Raw genomic sequence first — 22,140 nt, forward strand, 5'->3', positions numbered from 1 at the left:
GGCGAAACGCCGCATCTTCTTTTTAGTGCTTTCTTATTTCCGGTGGTAAATCTCGTGCAGCCTGCCGTAGAGCCCGGACAGGCAGCCGTAGATGTTTTTAAACACCTCGCGGTACAGCTCGGTGTAGATTTTGTGCTGCTCCATATCCGGGACAAAGACGTCCTTTTTGCGCACCATGGCGGCCACGGCCTCGCCGTAATCCTTAAAGGCGCCCAGGCCTACAAAGGCGGCCTCAGCGCAGCCGATGCCGGCTACCTCGTGGGTCTGGGTGCGGACCGCGGGAATGCCGAACATGTCGGCGGTGATCTGGCAGATCTCGTCGCTCTGGGAGCCGCCGCCGCCCAGATAGATTTCCTCGAAGCAGTGGCCTGCCCGTCTTTCCATGAGGCGCATGCCGTCCATGAGGGCGAAGTTAATGCCCTCGATGATGGCCCGGTAGATATGAATCCGGGTGTGGCAGTCGGAAAAGCCAATGACCGCGCCCCGGGCAGTGGGCATGGTCACATTGGGGGTAAAATAGGGCTGGAACAGCAGGCCCTCACAGCCTGCCGGGATCTCCTTGAGCCGCTGGTTCAGCAGCGCCTCGGCGGAAACACCCAGCGCGCTGGCCTGACGCACCTCCTTCTCGGCAAACTCCTGCTTAAACCAGGAGATGAGCCAGTAGCCCCGGAAGATTTCGATCTCGGGGTTATAGCTGCCGGGGATAATGGCGGGATAGGGCGGGATAAAGCGCTCGGGCTCCAGGTAGCGGTCGATGGTAAAGGTGATCATGGCAGTGGTGCCCAGGCCGATGGCGGCCTTTTCCCTGGTGGTGCAGCCCATGCCCAGCACCTCGCAGGCCTTGTCGGAGCCGGAGGCGATGAGGGGCAGTCCCACGGCCAGCCCGGTGGCCCCGGCGGCCTCGGGGCTGATCCGGCCCAGTGTCTCGCCGGATTCCACAATGGGACAGAGCTTGTCCGCCGCCACATCAAAGATGGGGCGGGTCAGCGCGCCCTTTTTCTGCCAGCTCCGCTGCTGGCTGTCAAAGGGGATATGTCCGACCTGGCTGGCGGCGGTGTCGGCCATCTCGCCGGTGAGGCGGTAGATCAGGTAGCCGCTGAGCAGCAGGTACTGATGGGTCTTTTCCCAGATTTCGGGCTCGTTCTCGGCGATCCAGTTGCAGTGGGATTTCTGGTACTGGAGCCGGGCGGTGGCGTCCATGCCCACGGCCTTAAACAGCATTTTGGAGAGCTGGGACAGCTTGGGCGCGCCGCTCGCCAGACGCTTGTCCAGCCACAGGATGGCCGGACGCAGGGGCTTTCCGTCTCTGCCCACGCACACTACAGTGTCGCGGATGGTGGTGATGGACACGGCCTCGATCCGGGGCCAGAGCGCGGGACAGTCCCTCTTCAGCTGCCTGGCTGCCTCGCAGATGTTCTGAAAGTAAAGCTCCGGGTCCCGCTCGGCAAAGCCGGGCTGCGCGGAGATGTAGGGCGGCTCGTGCCGGATCTGGCTTTTCCCCAAAATATCGCCGTGGTCGTTTATCAGCTCGGCCCTTGAGCTCTGGGTGCCAACGTCAAACACGAGTACAATACGGTCGTTCATGCTTACCTCCCCCTTTTCATTTGGCCTTTCTTTTATTCTTCCTTAAGAAACCGTTTCTCTCCTTCTTCCAGGTCCAGCCCCAGGGTGCCGCCTGGGTTCATGTTGTAGCCGGGGTCAAAATACTGCTTGAGGGCTTTGTAGACCCCGTATTCCCTCCGGCCGATCTGGCCCTCCAGCCAGGGGGCGAACATCTTGCCGATGCCGTGGTGGTGGCTCATGGCCGCGCCGGATTTCTGAATGGCGTCCAGAATGGTGGCGTGGTAGGCCCGGAAGGCCTCGGCGTCGGACATTCGGGTGATAAAGATAAAGTACAGGTTGGCGCCCTGGGGGTAGCAGTGGGACATATGCGTGGTGACAATGGTATTGGGCAGGGCGTGGCACACGGCGCGCACCTCCTTGTGCACCTTGCCCATATTGGACCAGTTGACAGAGCACTCCAGGGTGTCGGTCATGACGCCAAAGTCCAGCATGGTGTCTCGGAGGTACGGGTCGTTAAAGCGGCCCTTTTCCCAGCTTTTGGTCACGTAGGCGGTCAGGCTCATGCCGCCGTAGCGGCGGGCGATCCGCTTGATGTTTTTGGCCACGTTTTTGGAAAAGCCCTTCTCGCCGTCGGTAAAGCCCAAAAACAGGCAGCGCCGCATATCCTCGTAGCCCCGGATGTCCAAAAGCTTCCACAGCGGGGTCTCGTCCACATTGTAGAGCCGCAGCATGAGGTTGGTCTCCTCGGCGTCGGACAGGCGGAAAACTGAGGAATAGCCGGCCTCGCACTGCATCATCTCGCGGGCGGCCTTTCTGGCGGTTTCCCAGTCTTTAAAAATATAGGAGAAGCGTTTCCGGTTTTCGGGCATGTAGCGGAACACCTTGAGGGTGACCTCGGTAAGCACGCCGAAGGCGCCCTCGCCGCCCATCATGATCTGGTTGAGGTCGGGCCCGGTGGCTTCTCTGGGGTAGTGGCTGGTCTGTATCACGCCGATGGGCGTGGCGTATCGCTGGGACAGCACAATGTCGGTGATACAGCCGTAATAGGTGCTGTTCTGGCCCGCGCCCCGGGTGACGACCCAGCCGCCCACGCTGCTGTACTCAAAGGACTGGGGAAAATGCCCGCAGGTGTAGGCCCGTCTGGCCCCAAAGCGTGTCTCGGCGTTTTCCAGAGCGTCCTCCAGCTGGGGGCCGGAGATGCCGCTCTGCACGGTGATGGTCTGGTCGGTCTCGTTAAAGGACAGCACCCGGTTAAAGTTCTTGCGCATGTCCAGGGACACACCGCCCTTGATGGGCTCGACGCCCCGGGTCACGCTGCTGCCCCCGCCGTAGACGTAAAGCGGTATGCTGTGCCGGGTGCAGTAGTCCACGACCGCTTCGATTTCTTCGGTCTCGCTGGGGTAGAGCACCACGTCGGGCAGGCTGTCCACCCGTTTTTCACGGAGCCGGGCCGCGTCGTAGCCGGTTTTGCCGTAGGCCACGGCCAGCCTCGGGTAGTCCTCGGTGGTCACGTTCTGCGGCCCCACTATTTTCCTGAAGGCCTCCAGGTGCGCCTCGTCCAGCTGGCAGGGAGCGTCGAGCTTCACGCTGTCCATGCCGATGTCGCCCGCGTAGGTTTTGAAATCCTCGTCGGTCATCTGGAATTTTTCTTTCATCATCTTGAACAGGGATTCCTTGGGGTATTTGACAAATTCGGGATCGCCCCATCTGAAAATCGAGCGGTAGCTGTCCGCCGGGGCCGGGGTTTTGACCCACTTGGGCTCAAAGCCCTTATAAGGTTTATGACTCATGTTTTTCTCCTTTCACGCTCGCGGCCAGCACGTCGCTGGTCACCACCACATCCACGCCCAGGCCCAGCACGTCGGCTGCCAGCACAGCGCCGCGGCCCACCGGGGCGGTTACGGTGAGGCGGTTAATGGCCGCCATCACCTCAAAAATACGTGCCTTGGGGATCTCGCCCGACACCCGCACGGGCACCACGGGCACGGCCGGGCTGGTGGTCCGGACGGTGGTGCTGATGGTGCGCATGGGGTTTGTCAGCTCGCTTATGGCAAAGGCCTCCCCCTTGGGGCACTGGTTGCCTGTCACCACGATACGGCCCTCTGTCTCCTCAACGGTCAGACGGCAGCCATTGGGACAGGTGATACAGGTCATTTCCCGCATTTCAGGCTTCCCCCTTTTCGATGGCCGCGGTCAGGCGCGTGTCCTGCTCCAGGCCAAGCTTTTCAAAATCAATGAGAAGCCGCTCCATTTCCGGCGGCTTGAGGTTTTTGAGCTTCTTCTCAAACACGGGCCGGCCGTCAGCCCGCAGGACAAAGGTCCCGCGCTTCAGGCTCTTCCGGCTCCTGAAATAAAAGATCACTGGCTCCGCCGCCCCGTCCAGCCGGAGCCGCTGGGGCACCAGGCAGCCCAGGGAGGCGTCCGCCCCGATCTCGGGGCCGCTCACCGGCGCGCCCGGACGGTAGTCCGCCGCGGCCTGTCCGGCCAGCTCGCCGCTCTCGGACACATAGTCCACCAGGTCGTTGACATGGAGGGCGTTGCCGCAGCAGAACACCCCGTCCACGCTGGTCATAAAGCGGTTGTCGCAGACCGGGCCTCTGGTTCTGGGGTCAAGGGCCACGCCCAGGCGCTCGGCCATCTCGTTCTCAGGGATCAGGCCCACGGAGAGGATCAGGGCATCGCAGGCAATGGTCTCCTCGGTACCGGGAATGGGTTTCTGCCTCTCATCCACCCGGGCGACCACCACGCCCTCCACCCGTTCCGGGCCAAGGACCCGGGTGACAGTGTGGCTGAGGTGCAGCGGTATGCCGTAGTCCTCCAGACACTGGACGAGGTTGCGGGTGAGGCCCGAGGGCTCGGGCTTGACCTCGTACACGCCCAGCACCTGGGCGCCCTCCAGAGTCAGCCGCCTGGCCATGATGAGGCCGATGTCGCCGCTGCCCAGGATCACGCAGCGCCGCGTGGGCATCTGGCCCATGAGGTTGACAAAATGCTGGGCCGTGCCGGCGGTAAAGATGCCGGCCGGGCGGGTGCCGTGGATCTGCACCTGCCGGGCGGTGCGCTCCCGGCAGCCGGTGGCCAGGATAATGGTCCGGGCCGTCAGCCCTGCCACGCCGTCCCGGGTGACCGCGGTGATCTCAAACCCCGGCCCGGTGCGCAGCACCTCGGTCACAAAGGTCTGGAGGCTGGCCTCGATGCCCAGGGCGTAAAATTCGTCCATAAAACGCTCCACATACTCGGGGCCTGAGAGCCGCTCGCCAAAGCGGATCAGACCGAAGCCGTCGTGGATACACTGCTTCATGATGCCGCCCAGACGGGCCTCACGCTCGATCAGCAGCACCGAGGCGCCTTTCTTTTTTGCGGCGATGGCAGCCGCCAGCCCGGCGGGTCCCCCGCCGATCACTAAAACATCCACCTGTTTCATGCGCTCACTCCTTTGTCTTTCCATAGCTGATCACCGCGCCCTTGCCGGCCTTGCGCACATCCTCCACGGGCACGCCGGTGGCCTCGCTGATGATCTGTGTGACCAGCGGCATGCAGAAGCCGCCCTGACAGCGGCCCATGCCCGGGCGCACCCGCTTCTTCACGCCGTCCACGGTGGGCACCGGAAGGGGCGAGCGCAGCGCGTCCAGAATCTCGCCCTTGCTGATCTCCTCGCACCGGCACACGATCACGCCGTAATCCGGATTTTCCTGAATCATGCGGTGCCGCTCCTCTCTGGGCAGGTCCCGCAGAACCGGAATGCCCTTGCGCCTTGGGTTAAAGGCCCTGTTCGGGGCCACCTTACGCGTCTGCCCCAGCATGCCCACGGCCATTTTGGCAATGTCCACCGCCACGGCCGGCGCGGTGGTGAGGCCTGGGGACTGGATACCCGCGCAGTGGATCAGGTTTTTGGTCCGCCGCCCCGGCTCCAGAATAAAATCTTCCTCGAAGGTCGCGGGGCGCACCCCGGTAAAGTAGGTGATGATGTCCTGCTGCCTGAGCCCGGCCGCGGTCAGCTTCTGCTTGTCAAACACCGCGTCGATGGCGTCCTGCCCGGTGGCGAAGTTTTCCTTCTCCCAGGTTTCCACCGCATTGGGGCCCACCAGCAGGTTGCCGTGTACCGTGTGCAGGATACCGCCGCCCTTGGTGTGGGCCGCATTTTTGGCCAGGGTCTTGATGGAGGCGATGCCTGAGAGCAGTCCCCCGGCCTTTTTGTCCAGAATCGAGTTGGTTCCCCGGCGGGGATGGATGGAATAAAACCGGTCCCCGGCCATCCGGGCAATGTCCTCGGCAAATGCCCCGGCAGCGTTGATGACCAGCCGCGGGTACAGGGTGCCCCGGTTTGTCTCGACCGCGGCGATGGCGTCGTTTTCAAGCTTCATGCCCAGCACCGCCGTGTTCAGGCTGATGCGCGCGCCGTTTTCGACCGCGTTCTCGCCGTAGGCGATGGTGAGGCCGTAGGGGCACACACAGCCCGCGCTGGGGTTGTACATGGCGAATTTAAAATCCGGGTTGAGGTGCGGCTCCCGCTCCCGCAGCTCCCGCTGCCCCATGAGGCGGGTATCGGTCACGCCGCACACATGGCGGCGCTGCCAGGCGTAGGCCCAGATAATGGGATACAAAGCCCTGTCCGTAAAGCCCACGTATTGGCCGCACCGGTCAAAGGGCACGTCCAGCTCGCTGCAGACCGTATCAAACATCTGGTTGCCCCGCCGCACGTAGCGCTGCTTGAGCGAGCCCTTGTTCAGATCGACTCCGGGATGCACCTCGCCGTCGTTTCTGCCCGAGGCGTGCATGGCCAGGTCGGCCTCCTTGTCCACCAGCAGCACGTCCATCTGCCATCTTGTCAGCTCCCTGGCAATGCTGGCCCCCGAGATGCCGCCCCCGATGATGAGCACATCGGGCCGCTCCCCGTCCAGGGCCTTGTCCCGAAGGGCAGGCACGCGCATCTCAGGCATTTCGGCCCCTGTCAGCACCACGTCGTTGACCACGTGGGTGCCCGGCGCTTTGCTCACGCACATGGCGCAGGCTGCGACAATATCCTCCCAGCTTGAGAGCTGCCCTGTCACCCGTATGATCCGGTCCTCGGTCTGAACCGAGAGTGTGCCGCCAAACCGCTTGCGCAGCCTGCGGGTCAGTTTTTCCGCATTCACTTGATCACCCCTTTATTGAATCGCCAAACGGCGCATTTTCCGGCTTTTCTCTGCGAAACGCTGGTTTTAAAATAAGGAAACATATAGTCGGTCACACAGCCGACTTCTTAGGCTAATAGTAACAAATTTCCCGGGGCACTGTCAAGGTTTACTTGTCCTCTCTTAAAAACGGCTCGACAAAAAAGAGATTACAGGCTATACTGTAAAAAAATGAAGGGAGCGATGAACATGGCCGCACCGCGCAAGGACGACGTCCGGGAGCTGATCATCCAAAAAACCGAGGAACTTTTGCAGACCCGAAAAATTTCAGACATCTCGCTGGCCGAGATCGCCGAGGCCGCCGGGATCTCCAAGGGCACGCTTTACTACCACTACAAGAGCAAAAACGACATTCTATTCGACATTACCGACCGCTACCTGGACGAGCAGTACGAAAACCTGGTGGCCTGGGTCGAGAACCCCGAGAAGGACACCTCCCTGCACCGGCTGATCAAGTTTGTGCTGGAGGGCGACGTGGGCACCGCGGGCATGCGGCTCCACCTCTTTTACGACGCCACGCTGGGCAACGAGCGCATCCGGGAAAAGCTGCTGTCACGCTACCGTGAGTTCGCGGCCTACATCGCCCGCAGCGTGGACGCGCGCACCGACGCGGTGCCCGCCGACTATCTGGCCTGGCTGCTCCTGTTTTTGTCCGACGGGCTCTTTATCCACCAGACCCTGGGCAACGAGCACCTGGACATCGCCCGCTTTATCGAGCAGACCGAGGACATCATCCGGCGGATCGAGTGAGGCCGGCATAAAAAACCCCCGGCCGAAAGGGGCCGGGGCGCACGGGATACAGCTCGTCTCAGGATGCCGTTCCCAGGATGATTGACGCTTTGTGAAGCTGTCTTTATGATAGCATCCTGACACCCTTTAAAAAAGGCTGTTCTTGTTAAATCGGACACGCTGTTTTTTTACATTTCCTTTTCAGGCGGTGCTGCCTCTCCGGCCGCTGCGTATTTGTCCGCCGGAATCTGGCGCCTGCTCAGCCGTTTGGCCGTGGCCTCGCGCAGCAGCGCGTAGCAGACCGAGCACAGCGGAATGGTGATGATCATGCCCGTAATGCCCATGGCGCCGCCGCCGATGGTAACCGCCACCAGCACCCAGATCGAGGGCAGGCCCACCGAGCCGCCCACCACGTGGGGGTAGATCAGGTTGCCCTCAATCTGCTGGATCACCAGGAAGATGACAATAAACCAGAACGCCTGCACAGGGTTGACCATGAGGATCAGGAACGCCCCGATAAAACAGCCGATAAAGGCCCCGAAAATCGGGATCAGGGATAAGAAGCCGATGAGCACGCCGATCATCAGAGCGTAGGGCAGCCGGCAGACCAGCATGACCACCACGAACATGGTGCCCAAAATCACCGCCTCGGTGCACTGGCCGGTGACAAAGCTGCTGAAGGTGCTGTTGGACAAACGGCACACCTCCAGGATTTTATCCGTCACCCGTTCCGGCAGATAGGCGTAAAAGAGCTTCCGGAACTGGGAGCCCAGCTTTTCCTTTTGGAGCAGCACGTACAGGGCAAAGATGAAGCCCAGCGAAACGTTGACCACCCCGCTGGCAATGCTGCTGGCCACGTTAAAGGTGGAGCCCACAAAGCTCATGAGGCCCTTTTGCAGAAAATCGACGATTTCCGAGCCAAAGTTGGTCCAGTCGATGGTGATCTCGCTGACCTGTCTGGCGATGTCCGGATAGGTGCCCGCCAGGCCGGCGGCCCATTCCTCCACCTGCTTCACGAAGCCGGGCACGCTGTTGGCCAGAACGCCCACCGTATTGGCGATTTCGGGTACGATGATAAAGATCACCACCGCGATGATGAGCAGCACCAGCAGCAGGGCCAGCACCAGGCTCAGGGGCCGCGCCAGCCTGCGCAGCCTGGGCCGGCGGACCCGCTTTTCTGAAAAAAGATGGCGCTCGATAACGCTCATGGGAATGTTTAACAGAAAAGCCATGCAGGCTCCCAGAATAAAGGGAAAGACCAACCCGATCACAAAGTCGAACCCCTCCCAGACCGATCCAAAATTCCGCAGTCCCGCTGAGAGCAGCAGGGTCAAAACAATGAGGCCGATGATGGTACGGACGGTTTTTTTGCTTAACTCCATAAATTCCTCCAGTCTAAATCATTATGATTGAAAGCATGCTTTTATGAGTACTTTACCATATTTACTCTTTAAAAGCAACGCGGCCAGGCTGTCCCCCGCGCGGCCGCTTAACTCCATTATAGAGCCTCGCCGTCCCGGATTCAAGCCAACCGCCTCAATGGACCTTTTCACCGCACCAATACCCGGGGCCGCCCTGGCTCAGCGCCAGATTTCCACATGGTCAAAGGCCAGGCCGGGGTACTCGATAACCCCGAGCCCCAGGGCCCGGGCCTGAGCCGCCACCTCGTCATAGGGCACGCCGGGGCAGTACAGGTCCGCGGCGTGGCCGTAAAGGTGCCAGGAACCCGCAATGCCGCCCACCTCGGCGTTGCGGGCCGGGCACCGCACGCCCGAGGTGATGATGACCGGCCGTCCCAGGGCGTTCCGCAGGGCCTCGACATGCTCCAGCAGCACAGGGTCCATGGCGTTTGGAAAGCCGTCGCAGTAGCCCGGACAGTCGCAGGCGTATTCCGCCATCAAAAAGTGCTCTGTGGCCCAGGGCCCGTCGGTGAGAATGGGGTCCTCGGGCAGAGGGTGCTCGATGACCGTGCCGCCGGGCGGGCTTTCGGGCTCCTGCGGCTGCTCCTGGCCGGGCGGCTCTGGCGGCGGATCCGGTTCGGTTATGCCCGGCTCGGCCGCTGTGGCCTGCGGGGGCCGGGTCTCCGGCGGATCCCCCGCTCCGGCCTGAAAGCTGGCGAAAAAGACGCCGGATACCAGGACCAGGATGGCTGTCAAAATTGCCTGGATCAGCCTCCGGCTGACCTGTCTGTGGCCGTTTCTCATTAAAATCTCCTTTCCTGAATAAAGGAACCGCTTAAGCGCCCATTTGTGCGGCAGCCCTTTCGCGCCCACTGTCCATTAAAAAAGGGGCCTCTGCCCCTTTTTTTCATTTTGGCTACTCCACGGCCACGTCGGTTTTGGTGGTGTCGGTTTTCAACGCGGCCACGACCTTTGTCAGGGCAAAGCCGTCCGGCTCAAAGGCGGCCTGGTCCACAATGGTCTGGGCCCCGGTCTTGATCTCGGCGTCGGTGATGCCCTCCTTGTAGTCTGGAATGGTCATTTTATGCTCCCTGCCGTCCGCGCGCTCAAAGGTAATGGTTAAATCCTTGCTGGTTGTTGCTGCCATGTTTTTAATCTCCTTTATATTTTAATTTTGTTGCCTGTTTGCGGCACGACGGGGGCGTCGTGCCCTGCCTTTTTTAATGGAAAATTGAGAATGGAGAATGGAGAATTTTGGAACAAAATCGCTATGCAATTTCAACCAACTCCTCAGCGGTGACCTTTACCTGCTTTTCCCGGATGGGCTCCTGCATACCGGCGATGGCCTTGGCCGTGGCGATAAAGGCGTCGTCGGTCACGTTCTCCTTAACGTCACCATAGGTCTTTGAGGTTCTGACGTTCTTCCCGTTCACCTCGCCATGATTCACCGTGATCTTCATGCCCACGGATTCGGTTGTTTTTTCAACTGCCATGCTGTTTACCTCCTGTTTTTGGATTTGGCATTTCTGCCTACACCTATACATTCTATTTTTTGACGAAATAAACGGCACGGTTATAAAAATTTTTTTATTTTTTTCAGGGCGCGCTCGTGGTAGGAGCGTACCGTGCTGGGGCTCAGGCCCAGCTCCCGGGCGATCTGGAGCAGCGGCACGCCCTTCTGGTAATGGCAATAGACCACCTGCTTCTGCCTTTGGGTCAGCGCCGCGAGCCCTCTGCGCAGCCGGCTGTGCCAGTCCTGGCGGCTCTGGGCCCGCAGGTGGCCGCCCTCAATATCGGTCTGGCCGTCCGCCACGACCTCCAGCAGGGTGAGCCCCTGGCCCACCGGGGTGTCCAAGGTCATGGAGGGGCTGACCGAGCGGTTAAACTGGCCGCTGCGCCATTTCATAAAATAACGCCGCAGGTAGGCCTTGATAAAGGCGTTAAAGGGGCTGCCACAGCCGGGGTCAAACTTATTCAGGCCCTCCATAAAGGCGACGCAGCCGTCCTGAAAGCCGTCCTCGAGCCGGTTTTCCGGCACCGGGCACTGGCTTAAGACCGACAGCACCAGGGGCTTAAAGGTGATGAGCAGCAGCTGGCCCGCCGCCCGGGCGTTTTCGCGCTCCGGGCTGTTCCGGGGGCCTTTCCGCCCTGCCTTGTAACATTTTACCAAAGCGTCTATTTCCTGATATTCCTGCATGCGCGCCTCCTATGCGTCCTCATAAAGGTCGGTGATGCCCAGCACGATTTCGGGGTACCCGTCCTCCACCGCCTGGCAGTATTCGCCGAACAGATCCTCGGCCTCTTCGGGTGTCCGGGCGTAAAAGCCCACCCGCACGTGGCAGTCTGCCTCCACCAGGTAGGCCCGCTTTTTATGCCGCAGGCCCGGGCCGCTGCCGTATCGGTTCATGGTGTTTCTCCTCTCTGCTTTTTCTCCCGCGCTTCCCATATGGCGTTAAAGGCCCCTACCTCATCGCCGGGATACTGTGCCCGGATGGCGGCTTTCTCGTCCTCGCTGATCTGGGGCAGCAGATTAAACTGGGGCATGAACGGCGTCGCCTCCTGATTACCATAGAATAGAGAAGCTGGTTTAGGGTTTAAAGGATTTATGTATGGTTGGGCGCCGGGTCGGGCCGGGGGCGCCGTTTGTGTCCAGACCAGGGTCGGGCCCGGACGGCTCTCCGACGCAACCGAAACCGCGGCCAGGCCTTTGTCAAAGGGGATCATGCTGTACTGCCCGGCCCGGGAGCCAATACCCGGGGTGTAGGTCAGGCGTTCTGCCCGGATCAGGGTCTGGCGCTGTGCCCAGACGGCCTGGCGGTTTTTAAGCCGCAGCCGGGCCATGAGGGTGGTGTTGGGCACGTTAAAGCGCACTGGCCAGTACCAGAGGCCGTCGGCCGCCTGCACGGCCGCCTTGTTGTTGTAATACATGAGCAGGTGCCAGTAGGCCTGCAGCAGCGGTGACAGGGGGTGGCTCTCCATAAAGCGGTAGAAATCCAGAAGTTCAGTCAGATAGTTCACGGGGCTCACCTATAACCGGACGGCTGCGTCCGGCCCGGCAATGTGGGCCTCGGCAGAGTAATCACGGCTGTAATGGCGGGTGACCACCTCCATAAAGTACTGCTGTCCCCGGGCGGTGACCACGGGCTTGCGGTACAGGCGCGTCCGGCCGCTTTTGTCCTCGGCCCGGCCCTCGTAAAGTTCCAGAACGCCCAGCTCCAATGCCCGCTGGGTGGGGTCGTTCCAGAACGCTTTGCGCCGGCACAGGTAGCCCTGGGCCCGCATCCAGGCAAAGAGGCGGTTCTGGCCCATATCCTTTACCCGGTGGTGGATCAGCTTGGCCATGGCGCCCACGGTTATGCTGTCGACCGAGGCCTTGATATCACTGGCGAAGCGGACATCGGGCTGCTGGCGCTGCCAGGCCTGCCGCCACGCGTGGGATTCTTGGGTCTGCTGCTCCAGGGCGGTCTCGGCGCTCTGGCGTTTTTCGGACTCCTGGCTCAGGGTGGCGATGAGGGTATCCAGGGCGGCCCTGTCCACGCGCACCTGGCTGAGCACCGCGTCCTCGACGTGGGCCCCGTGGCGGCTGACAGAGGGCAGGATCACGCTGGTCACATAGTGCTTAAACTGCCGCGCCGCGGGCAGGCAGCTGCCCATGATGAGGGCGTACAGGCCGCTCTCGTTAATAACGGTGGTGGGCATACGCCGGCCTCTGGCGTCGATGATGCGGCGTTTCGCCGTATCCTGGGCCTCGGCATGGCGTTTTACCGCGTGGCTGGTATCCTTAAAGCCCAGGGCGGCGCACACGTCCCGGGCCACAAACCAGACCCGGGCAGGGCCGCTGCCGCCGCCCGGCAGCTCGGTGAGGGTGCGGATTTCGTGAAAACACTCGTGCTCAAAGGCCTGCTCGATGGTGAGGCTATTCAGGTGGTTTTTATTCACAGCGGCCACCTCCCCGGTAGCTTTTATGGGCTTCACACGCCATGCGGCGGGGAATCACCCCGAAAACCTCGTCCTCCAGGGCTTTGTCCTCCCGGCAGGGCGAGCCCTCGAGGAGCCTGCAGCCCACAGCCTTGCTGACAAAGGGCGCGATGTCGATGAGATAGGGGTTCGCCCCCAGCGGGCGGACCATGAAGCGCCACTCAAAATCGCAGGCGTGCTCGTGAAACCAGCCCTCGCCGTCCTCATAGCCAAAGAGGTCCAGAAGCTCATAGGCGTTGTACCAGGGCTCCAGCCCCTCGCCGTACAGCATGGCGACGCGGCGGCCGCCCAGGGCGGCGGCGTCCAGAAGCTGTGCACTGCCGAGGGTGCGGTCGTTCAGGGCCTGCACGCCGCGGGCACGGTTTAAAAACTGCTCAAAGGCCAGGATCTGGTTCAGCTCGGGGATACGTTTTTCTCTGTTCATGTTACATTCCTTTGGGAACACCGGTGTTCGTTTGATTTAAGCTTATGAACGCATTATATCCGGGTTGCGCCCGTGGTTCAAACGGGCTTAGCGGCCCGCTTTGGGGCCGGATGGGTAAAAAAACGTCCGGCTCCGGGCCGGAAAATTACCCCCGGGCATCAAAAAACCGCCTGGCCGGATGGGTAAGGCAGGCGGTTCACGTTTTTTGAATTAAGCTTTACTTAAGTTTCAGGGCCAGAGGGCCAGCTCCACACTGCGGCACTCCCGCATGCGGGCGTCGATGGCCGCGTCGGAGACGTCCAGGCAGAAGCGCTGGCCGGTGCGGGTCTCGAGGCAGCCGCTGTAGCGGGCCTGAAAATTGTCCTTAATTAATTTTAGACCGGCATACATAAAGGGGCCCCTGCTTGCGTTTAAAACCCATAAACGCCATACCGGGCTTTATGTATATCGGGGGAAGCCGGACCTTTTTCCGGCTGGTCCGGTGCTTTTCTTTTACGACCTCCGCGGCCAGGGCCTGGCGGTGCGGCACGGATACGCCGGTGCTGTGGAGAATCAGCTCAAAAAAGCCGCTCTTGTTCTCCTTTAACACCCGGCTCTGGCCGTCGCTGTAGTACACGCGCACCCGCCGCCGGCCTTTTTTGCGAAGTGTCTCAAAGGCCACGATCTCGGTATTGATGATGGTTTTCATTTCCTGTTTGCTGTATTTTTGCTGCATTTCTTACTCCTTCTGTGCTGTTTCTTTGGGGCTTTATGAACCAAAAAACCGAGCGCGACAAAATCGCCCTCGGTTTTTTTAATGGGTCACAGGATTGCCCCAACGCTCTCTGTTATTCTCCGGATCCTCCGGTTTTTTTGCGGCCGCGCGCCGGACCGCTTGCTGCATGCTTACCTGTTCAGTATACACTATTTTCAGGGCCTTTTGTTGCCCTGCACGCTTTTAGCGTCAAATTACACTTTTTTAGCAGGGCGTATTTGACAACGCGCGCTGTTTTTTGATAGAATCTAGGCAAAACACCATAAGGAGGTGTCGGGTTATGCTGCGAATCGCGATCTGTGACGACGAGGACCGGAAGCCTGAACAAAGGGGCGCCCAGGTGCCGGCCTACGCCTGGTCCCATCCGGAGCTCAACATTACCTGCTGCCGGTATGGCGTGCCTGAGGGCCCGGCGGCGGCACCGGAGCAGGAAACCCCGCCGGATCTCTACCTGCTCAACATCGAGGATAACCGCCGCCTGCTCCTGCCGACCCACCAGGGCCTGAACACCCTGCCCTTTTACCAGATTATCTATGTGGAGTCCTACCGCCACCGCTTTTCCTGCGGCCTGCTCGACGGCCGGCGCCTGGAGAGCACGACGCGGCGGGAGTCCTTCCGCCGGTTTATCGCCCCGCTGCTGGACGACGACCGCTTTGTGCAGACCTCGGCCTCTCACGCGGTTAACATGCAGCATATCCGCACCATCACCCGCGAGGGCTTCTGCATGAAGGATGGCACCACGGTGCCCGTCACCCGGACCTTTTCCGGGGCGCGGCAGGCCTACCGCGACTACCTGGCTCAAAAGGATTAACCGGATGAACCCGGGCCTGGCACCGCGGGCGCGGCAAAATTTACGACCTACCAAGGAGGTTCCCATGAACGACAACGACACACTCAACCAGGCCCTGCTCGCCTTTATCAAGAGCAGCCCCACGGTCTTTCACGCCGTGGACACCATGAAAACCCTGCTGGCCGGGGCGGGCTACAGCCCGCTGGAGGAAAGCCGCCCCTGGCAGCTGCACCCCGGGCACGGCTACTATGTTACCCGCAACGCCTCGGCCCTCATCGCCTTCCGAATCCCGGAGGGGCCTTACACAGGCTTCCAGATTGTGGCCAGCCACGGGGACTCCCCGGCCTTTAAAATCAAGGATCACCCCGAGATCGACGTGGAGGGACACTACACCAAGCTGAACGTGGAGGGCTACGGCGGCATGCTGCGCGCGCCCTGGCTCGACCGGCCCCTGTCCGCGGCCGGACGGGTGGTTCTGCTGCGTCAGGGACAAATCCAGACCCGCCTGGTGGATCTGGATCAGGATCTGTTCCTCATTCCCAACCTCGCCATCCATATGAACCGCAAGGCCAACGCCGGACACGAGTACAACCTCCAGAAGGACATGCTGCCCCTCATGGGCGACGGCGCGGCCAAAGGACGGCTCTCAGAGCTGGTGGCCGGGGCTGCCGGCGTGGCCCCGGCGGACATCGCCGCCACGGAGCTGTTCCTCTACAACCGCGACCCGGGCCGTATCTGGGGCGCGAACCAGGACTTTATCTCCACGCCCCGGCTGGATAACCTCCAGTGCGCCTTTGCCTCGCTCCGGGGCTTTCTGGACGCGGAGGCTCCCCAAAACGTGGCGGTGCACTGTGTCTTTGACAACGAGGAGGTGGGCAGCGGCACCAAGCAGGGCGCAGGCTCTACCTTTCTCAAGGACACCCTGGCCCGCATCGCGGACGCCACCGGCGCCACCCGGGAGGAGGCCTTCCAGGCCGTGGCCGGCAGCTTCATGGTCTCCGCCGACAACGCCCACGCCGTACACCCCAACTTCCCGGAAAAAACCGACGACACCAACCGGGCCTACCTGAACGGCGGCGTGGTGCTCAAGCACAGCGCCAACCAGAAATACACCACTGACGCGGTCTCCGCCGGTATTTTTAAGGCAGTCTGCCAAAAGGCCGGGGTGCCTGTCCAGAGCTTTGTCAACCGCTCCGACATGCCCGGCGGCTCCACTCTGGGCAACATCGCCAGCACCCACACGCCCATGAACACCGTGGACGTGGGCCTGGCCCAGCTGGCCATGCACTCCCCCTACGAAACCGGGGGCGCGAAAGACACGAAAAGCCTCGTGACAGCCCTGAAGTGCTTTTATGAAACCAGACTCCGCTGCGAGGGCGACGGGCAGTATGTGGTTGAGTAGACTGCCATAAGCAAAAAAAGATGATGCGGCATTTCGCCGCATCATCTCTTAGAGAAGGATAATTTATTTTAGGACAGTATTTTCATTTTCCGCGCATCAGCCTTTAACGCCTCCCTGAAATCAGGATGGGCGATGGCAATCAGCGCTCTGGTTCTTTCGGACAGGGTTTTTCCCCGCAGCTCCGCGATGCCGTATTCTGTCACGATACGGTCCACATCGTTTTTGCTGGTTGTGACGACTGCACCCTGCGTAAGCATGGGTTTGATCCGGCTGACCTTGCCGTTAATGGCCGTGGATGGGAAGGCGATAAAGCTTTTGCCGCCAGGGGACAGCCGGGCGCCTCTCACGTAATCGCTCTGGCCGCCGGTCCCCGAGATATGCCTGTTCCCCACAGATTCTGCACACACCTGGCCCCAGAAATCAACCTCCAGAGCCGAATTGACCGATATAAAATCCGGGTGCTTCGCAATCACCAGAGGGTTGTTCACATAGTCTACCGGCAGGATTTCGATGGCCGGATTGTCATTGACAAAATCGTACATATTCTGGCTGCCATAAGCAAATGTGGCCACAGAACGCCCGGGGTGGATGGCTTTCTGGCTGTTGTCCGCTGCTCCGGAGGCAATCAGCTCCATCATGCTGTCTGTGAACAGCTCGGTATGGATGCCCAGGTGACGCTTTTTCTTCAGGGCATGGCCCACCGCCTCGGGGATTCCGCCGATCCCCAGCTGAATGGTGGCCCCGTCGGGGATCTCCGCCGCGATCAATTTGCCGATGATCTGGCTGACAGCGTCCGGCTCTGAGGGCTCTGCGGCGGGCAGGGGCACATGGTTCTCACACAGCGCGGTAACCTGGGATATATGGATTACCGGGCTGCTGAGCGATCTCGGCATATTTTCGTTGACTTCCAGAAAGATATGTTCCGCCTTTTTAAGCATGGCAAGGCTGTTGGACGCGGTACAGCCGGTAGAGAAGTAGCCGTGCCGGTCCATTGGTGACACCGTCGCACAAAAGGCATCCATATCAATATAGTTTTCAAACAGCTCGGGCATATCCCGGTAGTAGCAGGGCATCACATCTCCCACGCCGGCTGCCACGCCCTGGCGCGCATATTTTCCCGAAAACCAGGACACCCCCAGCTTGCCCATAAGCCCTTCATCGTAGCAGGGCATGGGCTGCACATCCAGAATGGTGTGCAGCTGCACAGTAAAATCCGCTTCCTGCTGAACCCGGTTCATCACCGCGCTGTAAATGGCTGGCGGATAGCCCAGCGCGATGTCGGAGCAGCACACCCAGCCGCTTTCCATAAGGGCCGCGATCTGCTCCGGCCGCTTTAGCTTTTGCTTATACTGACTGATCACTGTTTTCATTCACACACATTCCTCTGGCCCTTATGCCCCGGGCTGCGCCAGGGCTCTGGCATAATCCTTTCCCCTTTCCAGCGCCTGCCGGTTAACGGGGATAAACTTCGCTTTATTTTCGCCGAACACCTTGGTAAAGGCTTCCAGAACCGCCTCCTCCGAGATGGTATGGTCCGCCTCCAGCAGAGCCCCCAGCAGCACCATATTCATGAGCTTCGGGTTGCCCAGTTCCTTGGCAATATCACTGGCCGGAACATAGATTGTCCGGATATCCGTCCGATCCGGTTTTAAAGCGATGAGGTTGGCGTTGACGATCATGGCGCCGCCCGGCGCGATCACATGCTCAAACTTGCGGAAGGACGGCTCATTCATGACGACCGCGGACGACGCGTTTTTCGTGACCACCGGAGAGCCAATGGGGTTATCCGAAATGATTACCGTACAGTTGGCTGTTCCGCCCCGCATCTCAGGGCCATAGGAGGGACACCAGGAAACCTCCTTGTCCTTTATCATCGCCGCATAGGCGAGCAGCTTGCCAACACTCAGAACCCCCTGGCCTCCAAAGCCTGCAAAACAAATTTTCTGCGTTTCCATTTTATGACTCTGCCTCCTTGGTAATGTCTTTATAAACCCCCAGCGGGTAGTAAGGGATCATTTCTTTTTCGATAAACTGCATGGCCTTGACGGGCGGCAGCCCCCAGTTGGTCGGGCAGCTTGACATCACCTCGATGAGTGAAAAGCCAAGCCCTTTTTTCTGAACCTCAAAGGCCTTTATCATCGCCTTTCTGGCCTTCATCACATTGAAGGGCGAATTGACCGCAACGCGTTGAACATAGGCGGCTCCCTCAAGGGTGCTCAGCATCTCCGACACGCGTATGGGATTTCCGTCAATTTTGGGGTCACGCCCACTCTGGCAGGTGGTTGCCTTCATACCGGGCAGGGTTGTCGGCGCCATCTGGCCGCCCGTCATCCCATAGATACCATTGTTGATAAAAATGGTCGTGATCTTCTCACCCCGGGCCGCCGCGTGAATGATTTCCGCGGTGCCGATGGAGGCCAGATCACCATCCCCCTGATAAGTAAAAACCGTATTATCCGGGTGTACCCGTTTGATCCCGGTGGCCGTAGCCGGCGCGCGGCCGTGGGCCGCCTGGATACCATCCGTATTGAAATAGCTGGTCGCCATGACCGCACAGCCCACCGGAACCACCGCGATGGCTTCCTCCAGCAGCCCCATCTCCTCGAGAACCTCACCGACAAGCCGGTGGACAATACCGTGTGTGCAGCCTGGGCAATAGTGGGTCTTTGCATCGGTCAGCCCCTGGGTGCGTTTAAATACAGTGGTCATTCTTTTCCACCTCCCATCACAGATTTCGCAAATTCAACAATTTCCTCCGGCGTCAGAATCACGCCGCCGGTACGTCCGTAAAACTCGACCTTATGGACATCCTCACAGGCCAGTTTAACGTCATCAACCATCTGGCCCAGGCTCATCTCAACATCCATGATCTTCTTGACCGAAAGGTTTTTAAAGGCCTTTTCCGGGAAGGGCCACAGCGTTTTTGGCCTTATCAGCCCTACGCGGTAACCTTCCTCACGCAGGCTTTTAATGGCCGTCTTGACAATCCGGGCAGCGGTGCCGTATGCGGCAAAGGCGTACTCAGCATCTTCCATCATAAAGCTTTCCGCCTGCTGCTCATTTTCCTGGATCTGCTCATATTTTTTCTGCATTTCAAAATTGGCGGCTTCCAGCCCCTTGGCCTCCAGATCCAGATTAATGACAAGATGGCGCTCGCCCTTCCCCTTTCCGGTCATGGCCCAATCCTTGGGCTTCAGTTCTTTGGATGGTTTGTAATTGAACTCCACAGGCTCCATCATCTGGCCGATCATTCCGTCGGACAGAATGATTACCGGTGTGCGGTAATAGTCCGCAAGGTCAAACCCCTCCATGACCATATCCGCAACCTCCTGTACCGTCGACGGCGCCAGGACAATATTATGGTAATCCCCGTTGCTGCCGCCCTTTACACACATGTGGTAATCGGCCTGGCTTGGCTGTATGCCGCCCAGTCCAGGGCCGCCGCGCATCATATTGACAATCACTGCCGGCAGCTCTGCCCGGGTGATATAACCGATGCCCTCCTGCTTTAAGGCGATTCCGGGTGAGGATGAGCTGGTCATAACCCGTGCGCCTGCTCCTGCCGCACCGTAGACCATATTGATCGCTGCCACCTCGGATTCGGACTGCACAAACGTCCCTCCGATTTTTGGCAGCTCTCTGGACAGATACTCTGGAACCTCACTCTGCGGCGTGATCGGATAGCCAAAAAAGAACCGGCATCCCGCCTCCATCGCCGCCTTGCCAACTGCTTCATTCCCCTTCATTAAAACCTTTGTCACTACTATCCCTCCCTAATCGCATTTTTCTACTGTGATGGCCGCTTCCGGACACATCTTAGCGCAGTTTGCACAGGCGATACACGCGTCCATATCGGTGACCATACAGGGGTTATACCCGCTGATGTTCAGGTGTGTTTCATCCAGTGCTAAGATATCCTTTGGGCAGACGGACACACACAGTTCACACCCTTTACAATAAAATTCATCAATGATGATGCTTCCTTTGGCTTTTGCCATGTCTACTCCTCCATATTTGGTTTATTACATCCATTCTTCCCGCATGAAAAACTTCAGCGGCAGCCGCTCGCCAGACAGCTTTTCCGGTACGCTGCCAAGGATTTCTTCCATATAAGACGTATACCGAATGGGTACCCCCGTCCGTTGTGAGACATCCCTCAACACCGCGTCGCCAGCGATCAGGTTCTCAAGGGTACTCTCTCTCACAAAGTTCGTATTGTTAATGAACCCTGTCACCTGAAAGCCGGAAGCGTATTCAAGGGACTCTTTCTGAAGGAGAATTCCCTCCACACTCGCGGTATCCGGCCGGTTTACATTAACGACCATGAAAAAATCAACCTCGTCCCGGCTCAGAAGCGGCCTCAGGCGGGCCAGCGTGGTGGTGCCCACACTGTTTCCCCCAAGATCGATGATATAGTCACACGCTTTATCCTTTACCGGCGTCCCGATCTCTGCTGAAATGGCTGGAAGATCACAGTTATCCTGCTCAATGGAGGATCCGATTACGCTCACGCCGTATTCCTCCAGCTCCTTACGCCTTTCCCTGGACCTGAAAAAAACATTGACAATGTCCAGATCTGCCAGCACCACCCTTGATGCTTTTTGGCTCAGGGCCACCGCGTAATTGACCGCAAATTCCGTCTTTCCACTTCCATAATGACCGGCAATGATTCGCACGCGTTTATCTTTTCCCAACATTTTTCACCTCCGCAGCGTTTTCAGCATAATGACCGGCTGCCTTTTTGCAAAGCTTATGATTTTTATCTGGCAGGCCAGTGAAATTAACGGCTTCACTGGCCTGCCGCCAAGGCTTTTTAGTAAGAATCAGGCACGTCCGGCCTTGATGATATCCATCGCGTAGTGGTCTGCGGCCTCGTAGGTTGTAATGCCCTTGTCCTTGGCGTAATGGATGATGTCGAGGGTGGTGTCGTAAATTTTATCAACCTTTTCAACCACCTTGCTGGCATCGTATGGCTTCGTCACAATTTCTTCACCACAGTTGATAACGCCGCCGGCATTGATGATATAATCCGGTAAATAAAGGATGCCTCTTTCTTCCAGCTCCTCGCCGCTCTTCGGGTCAACCAGCACGTTGTTGGCACAGCCGCCTACAATTTTGCACTTCAAGGCCTTGGCGTTGCCGGTGTTGATCACCGCGCCCAGAGCACATGGGGCAAAAATGTCACATTCGGTTGTCAGCACCTCGTCTGCGCTCAGCGGAGTGGCGTCGAATTCCTCAACAGCCCGCTTTACAGCGTCCGGATTAATGTCATAAACCTTCAAGATAGCGCCTTCGTCGTGCAGCAGCTTTGCGACCATATAGCCAACACTGCCGAGTCCCTGAACCACAACGGTTAATCCTTCAGCTGTGTCCGCGCCAAACTTTTCCTTGATGCCGGCTTTAATGCCCATAAAGGTTCCTCTGGCTGTATAGGGTGACGGATTGCCGCCGATTTCCCGGGTGCCGGTAACATACTTGGTTGTCTCCTGCATGTAGGCAATATCCTGCGTATTGATATTGACGTCCTCAGCAGTATAATATCTCCCGGCAAGGGATTCGATAAAGCGGCCATAGGCCTTAAAAAACGCTTCATTTTTAAGCTTTCTCGGATCGCCGATGATTACGGCTTTTCCGCCGCCGTTCTTTAATCCACAGCCCGCATTTTTAAGGCTCATGCCTCTGGACAGCCGCAGAACATCATAGAGAGCATCCTCCTCGCTCTCGTAGTTCCACATCCGGGTGCCGCCAAGCGCCGGGCCCAGGGTCGTGTCGTGAATGGCGATAATGGCCTTTAAACCCGTTTCCTCATCCCGTGCGAATACCAGTTCTTCGTGGCCATAGAAATCCATCTTTTCAAAAATACTCATTTGTCATACCTCCAAAATATAATTTTTAATAATAATATATAGATACCAGCGGTTCTTAA

26 protein-coding genes are annotated in these 22,140 nt (G+C 59.1%); 3 read left to right on the forward strand and 23 right to left on the reverse strand.

Going from position 1 to position 22,140, the window contains the following annotated elements; genetic code table 11:
- Positions 1–33 precede the first annotated feature (33 nt).
- Genes I2B62_RS10955 through I2B62_RS10975 form a run of 5 tightly spaced genes read right to left on the reverse strand, consistent with a single transcriptional unit; the run spans position 34 to position 6,698 of the window.
- Positions 34–1,584 (reverse strand): FGGY-family carbohydrate kinase, encoded by a 1,551-nt coding sequence (locus tag I2B62_RS10955; RefSeq protein WP_195269108.1) that lies wholly within the window; start codon positions 1,582–1,584, stop codon positions 34–36.
- A gap of 32 nt (positions 1,585–1,616) precedes the next feature.
- A complete protein-coding gene (locus I2B62_RS10960) occupies positions 1,617–3,353 on the reverse strand; it encodes an FAD-binding oxidoreductase (protein WP_195269109.1) in 1,737 nt (578 codons plus the stop codon).
- The gene (locus I2B62_RS10965; protein ID WP_195269112.1) at positions 3,343–3,726 is read right to left on the reverse strand and encodes a DUF1667 domain-containing protein; all 384 of its coding nucleotides are present in this window, start codon (positions 3,724–3,726) and stop codon (positions 3,343–3,345) included. The genes I2B62_RS10960 and I2B62_RS10965 overlap by 11 nt, the downstream gene beginning before the upstream one ends.
- A gap of 1 nt (position 3,727) precedes the next feature.
- Positions 3,728–4,987, reverse strand: coding sequence for an FAD-dependent oxidoreductase (locus I2B62_RS10970; protein ID WP_195269114.1), 1,260 nt, complete (start codon positions 4,985–4,987; stop codon positions 3,728–3,730).
- A 4-nt stretch (positions 4,988–4,991) separates the two neighbouring features.
- Positions 4,992–6,698 (reverse strand): NAD(P)/FAD-dependent oxidoreductase, encoded by a 1,707-nt coding sequence (locus I2B62_RS10975; protein ID WP_195269117.1) that lies wholly within the window; start codon positions 6,696–6,698, stop codon positions 4,992–4,994.
- Positions 6,699–6,926: 228 nt separating this feature from the next.
- On the opposite strand from I2B62_RS10975, the gene I2B62_RS10980 reads away from it, so the two are divergent.
- A complete protein-coding gene (locus I2B62_RS10980) occupies positions 6,927–7,487 on the forward strand; it encodes a TetR/AcrR family transcriptional regulator (protein ID WP_195269119.1) in 561 nt (186 codons plus the stop codon).
- Between the two features lie 167 nt (positions 7,488–7,654).
- Here I2B62_RS10980 and I2B62_RS10985 read toward each other — a convergent pair whose 3' ends face one another.
- The 11 genes from I2B62_RS10985 to I2B62_RS11035 all read right to left on the reverse strand — a co-directional run bounded on the left by I2B62_RS10985 (position 7,655) and on the right by I2B62_RS11035 (position 13,983).
- On the reverse strand, positions 7,655–8,848 hold the full coding sequence (locus I2B62_RS10985) for an AI-2E family transporter (protein WP_195269121.1): 1,194 nt from the start codon (positions 8,846–8,848) through the stop codon (positions 7,655–7,657).
- Positions 8,849–9,046: 198 nt separating this feature from the next.
- On the reverse strand, positions 9,047–9,670 hold the full coding sequence (locus I2B62_RS10990; protein ID WP_195269122.1) for a D-Ala-D-Ala carboxypeptidase family metallohydrolase: 624 nt from the start codon (positions 9,668–9,670) through the stop codon (positions 9,047–9,049).
- A 112-nt stretch (positions 9,671–9,782) separates the two neighbouring features.
- On the reverse strand, positions 9,783–10,013 hold the full coding sequence (locus I2B62_RS10995) for a DUF2922 domain-containing protein (RefSeq protein WP_195269124.1): 231 nt from the start codon (positions 10,011–10,013) through the stop codon (positions 9,783–9,785).
- A gap of 121 nt (positions 10,014–10,134) precedes the next feature.
- Positions 10,135–10,359 carry a hypothetical protein gene (locus I2B62_RS11000; RefSeq protein WP_195269126.1) on the reverse strand — a complete coding sequence of 75 codons (225 nt, stop codon included), beginning with the start codon at positions 10,357–10,359 and terminating at the stop codon, positions 10,135–10,137.
- 80 nt (positions 10,360–10,439) lie between these two features.
- A complete protein-coding gene (locus I2B62_RS11005) occupies positions 10,440–11,063 on the reverse strand; it encodes a sigma-70 family RNA polymerase sigma factor (protein WP_195269128.1) in 624 nt (207 codons plus the stop codon).
- Between the two features lie 9 nt (positions 11,064–11,072).
- Positions 11,073–11,273 (reverse strand): hypothetical protein, encoded by a 201-nt coding sequence (locus I2B62_RS11010; protein WP_195269129.1) that lies wholly within the window; start codon positions 11,271–11,273, stop codon positions 11,073–11,075.
- Positions 11,270–11,884, reverse strand: a complete 615-nt coding sequence (locus tag I2B62_RS11015) for a restriction endonuclease subunit S (RefSeq protein ID WP_195269130.1) — start codon at positions 11,882–11,884, stop codon at positions 11,270–11,272. Before I2B62_RS11015 ends, I2B62_RS11010 begins: the two co-directional genes overlap by 4 nt.
- Before the next feature lie 9 nt (positions 11,885–11,893).
- Entirely contained in the window at positions 11,894–12,805 is a 912-nt protein-coding gene (locus I2B62_RS11020; RefSeq protein ID WP_195269135.1) for a phage antirepressor KilAC domain-containing protein, read from the reverse strand.
- Positions 12,798–13,268, reverse strand: coding sequence for a hypothetical protein (locus I2B62_RS11025; RefSeq protein ID WP_195269137.1), 471 nt, complete (start codon positions 13,266–13,268; stop codon positions 12,798–12,800). The genes I2B62_RS11020 and I2B62_RS11025 overlap by 8 nt, the downstream gene beginning before the upstream one ends.
- Positions 13,269–13,496: 228 nt before the next feature.
- Positions 13,497–13,658, reverse strand: a complete 162-nt coding sequence (locus tag I2B62_RS11030; protein WP_195269138.1) for a hypothetical protein — start codon at positions 13,656–13,658, stop codon at positions 13,497–13,499.
- Entirely contained in the window at positions 13,633–13,983 is a 351-nt protein-coding gene (locus I2B62_RS11035; RefSeq protein WP_195269139.1) for a hypothetical protein, read from the reverse strand. Before I2B62_RS11035 ends, I2B62_RS11030 begins: the two co-directional genes overlap by 26 nt.
- Positions 13,984–14,302: 319 nt before the next feature.
- On the opposite strand from I2B62_RS11035, the gene I2B62_RS11040 reads away from it, so the two are divergent.
- Both I2B62_RS11040 and I2B62_RS11045 read left to right on the forward strand, forming a co-directional pair.
- Complete coding sequence (locus I2B62_RS11040) at positions 14,303–14,833, forward strand: LytTR family DNA-binding domain-containing protein (protein ID WP_195269140.1); 531 nt, start codon at positions 14,303–14,305, stop codon at positions 14,831–14,833.
- A 64-nt stretch (positions 14,834–14,897) separates the two neighbouring features.
- The gene (locus I2B62_RS11045) at positions 14,898–16,214 is read left to right on the forward strand and encodes a M18 family aminopeptidase (protein ID WP_195269141.1); all 1,317 of its coding nucleotides are present in this window, start codon (positions 14,898–14,900) and stop codon (positions 16,212–16,214) included.
- Between the two features lie 68 nt (positions 16,215–16,282).
- Here I2B62_RS11045 and I2B62_RS11050 read toward each other — a convergent pair whose 3' ends face one another.
- From I2B62_RS11050 to I2B62_RS11080, 7 genes are all read right to left on the reverse strand, one after another.
- Positions 16,283–17,584, reverse strand: a complete 1,302-nt coding sequence (locus I2B62_RS11050; RefSeq protein WP_195269142.1) for an acetyl-CoA hydrolase/transferase C-terminal domain-containing protein — start codon at positions 17,582–17,584, stop codon at positions 16,283–16,285.
- 21 nt (positions 17,585–17,605) lie between these two features.
- Positions 17,606–18,169, reverse strand: coding sequence for a 2-oxoacid:acceptor oxidoreductase family protein (locus I2B62_RS11055; protein WP_195269143.1), 564 nt, complete (start codon positions 18,167–18,169; stop codon positions 17,606–17,608).
- 1 nt (position 18,170) lies between these two features.
- Positions 18,171–18,923: a thiamine pyrophosphate-dependent enzyme gene (locus I2B62_RS11060; RefSeq protein WP_195269144.1), complete on the reverse strand. Its 753-nt coding sequence runs from the start codon at positions 18,921–18,923 to the stop codon at positions 18,171–18,173.
- A complete protein-coding gene (locus I2B62_RS11065; protein ID WP_195269145.1) occupies positions 18,920–19,975 on the reverse strand; it encodes a 3-methyl-2-oxobutanoate dehydrogenase subunit VorB in 1,056 nt (351 codons plus the stop codon). Before I2B62_RS11065 ends, I2B62_RS11060 begins: the two co-directional genes overlap by 4 nt.
- Before the next feature lie 12 nt (positions 19,976–19,987).
- Positions 19,988–20,212, reverse strand: a complete 225-nt coding sequence (locus I2B62_RS11070; protein ID WP_195269146.1) for a 4Fe-4S dicluster domain-containing protein — start codon at positions 20,210–20,212, stop codon at positions 19,988–19,990.
- A gap of 24 nt (positions 20,213–20,236) precedes the next feature.
- Positions 20,237–20,911 carry an ATP-binding protein gene (locus I2B62_RS11075; protein ID WP_195269147.1) on the reverse strand — a complete coding sequence of 225 codons (675 nt, stop codon included), beginning with the start codon at positions 20,909–20,911 and terminating at the stop codon, positions 20,237–20,239.
- Positions 20,912–21,037: 126 nt separating this feature from the next.
- On the reverse strand, positions 21,038–22,081 hold the full coding sequence (locus I2B62_RS11080; RefSeq protein ID WP_195269148.1) for a Glu/Leu/Phe/Val dehydrogenase: 1,044 nt from the start codon (positions 22,079–22,081) through the stop codon (positions 21,038–21,040).
- Positions 22,082–22,140: the final 59 nt, after the last annotated feature.

The sequence above is a fragment of the Eubacterium sp. 1001713B170207_170306_E7 genome (genome assembly GCF_015547515.1).
Classification (GTDB): Bacteria; Bacillota; Clostridia; order Eubacteriales; family Eubacteriaceae; genus Eubacterium.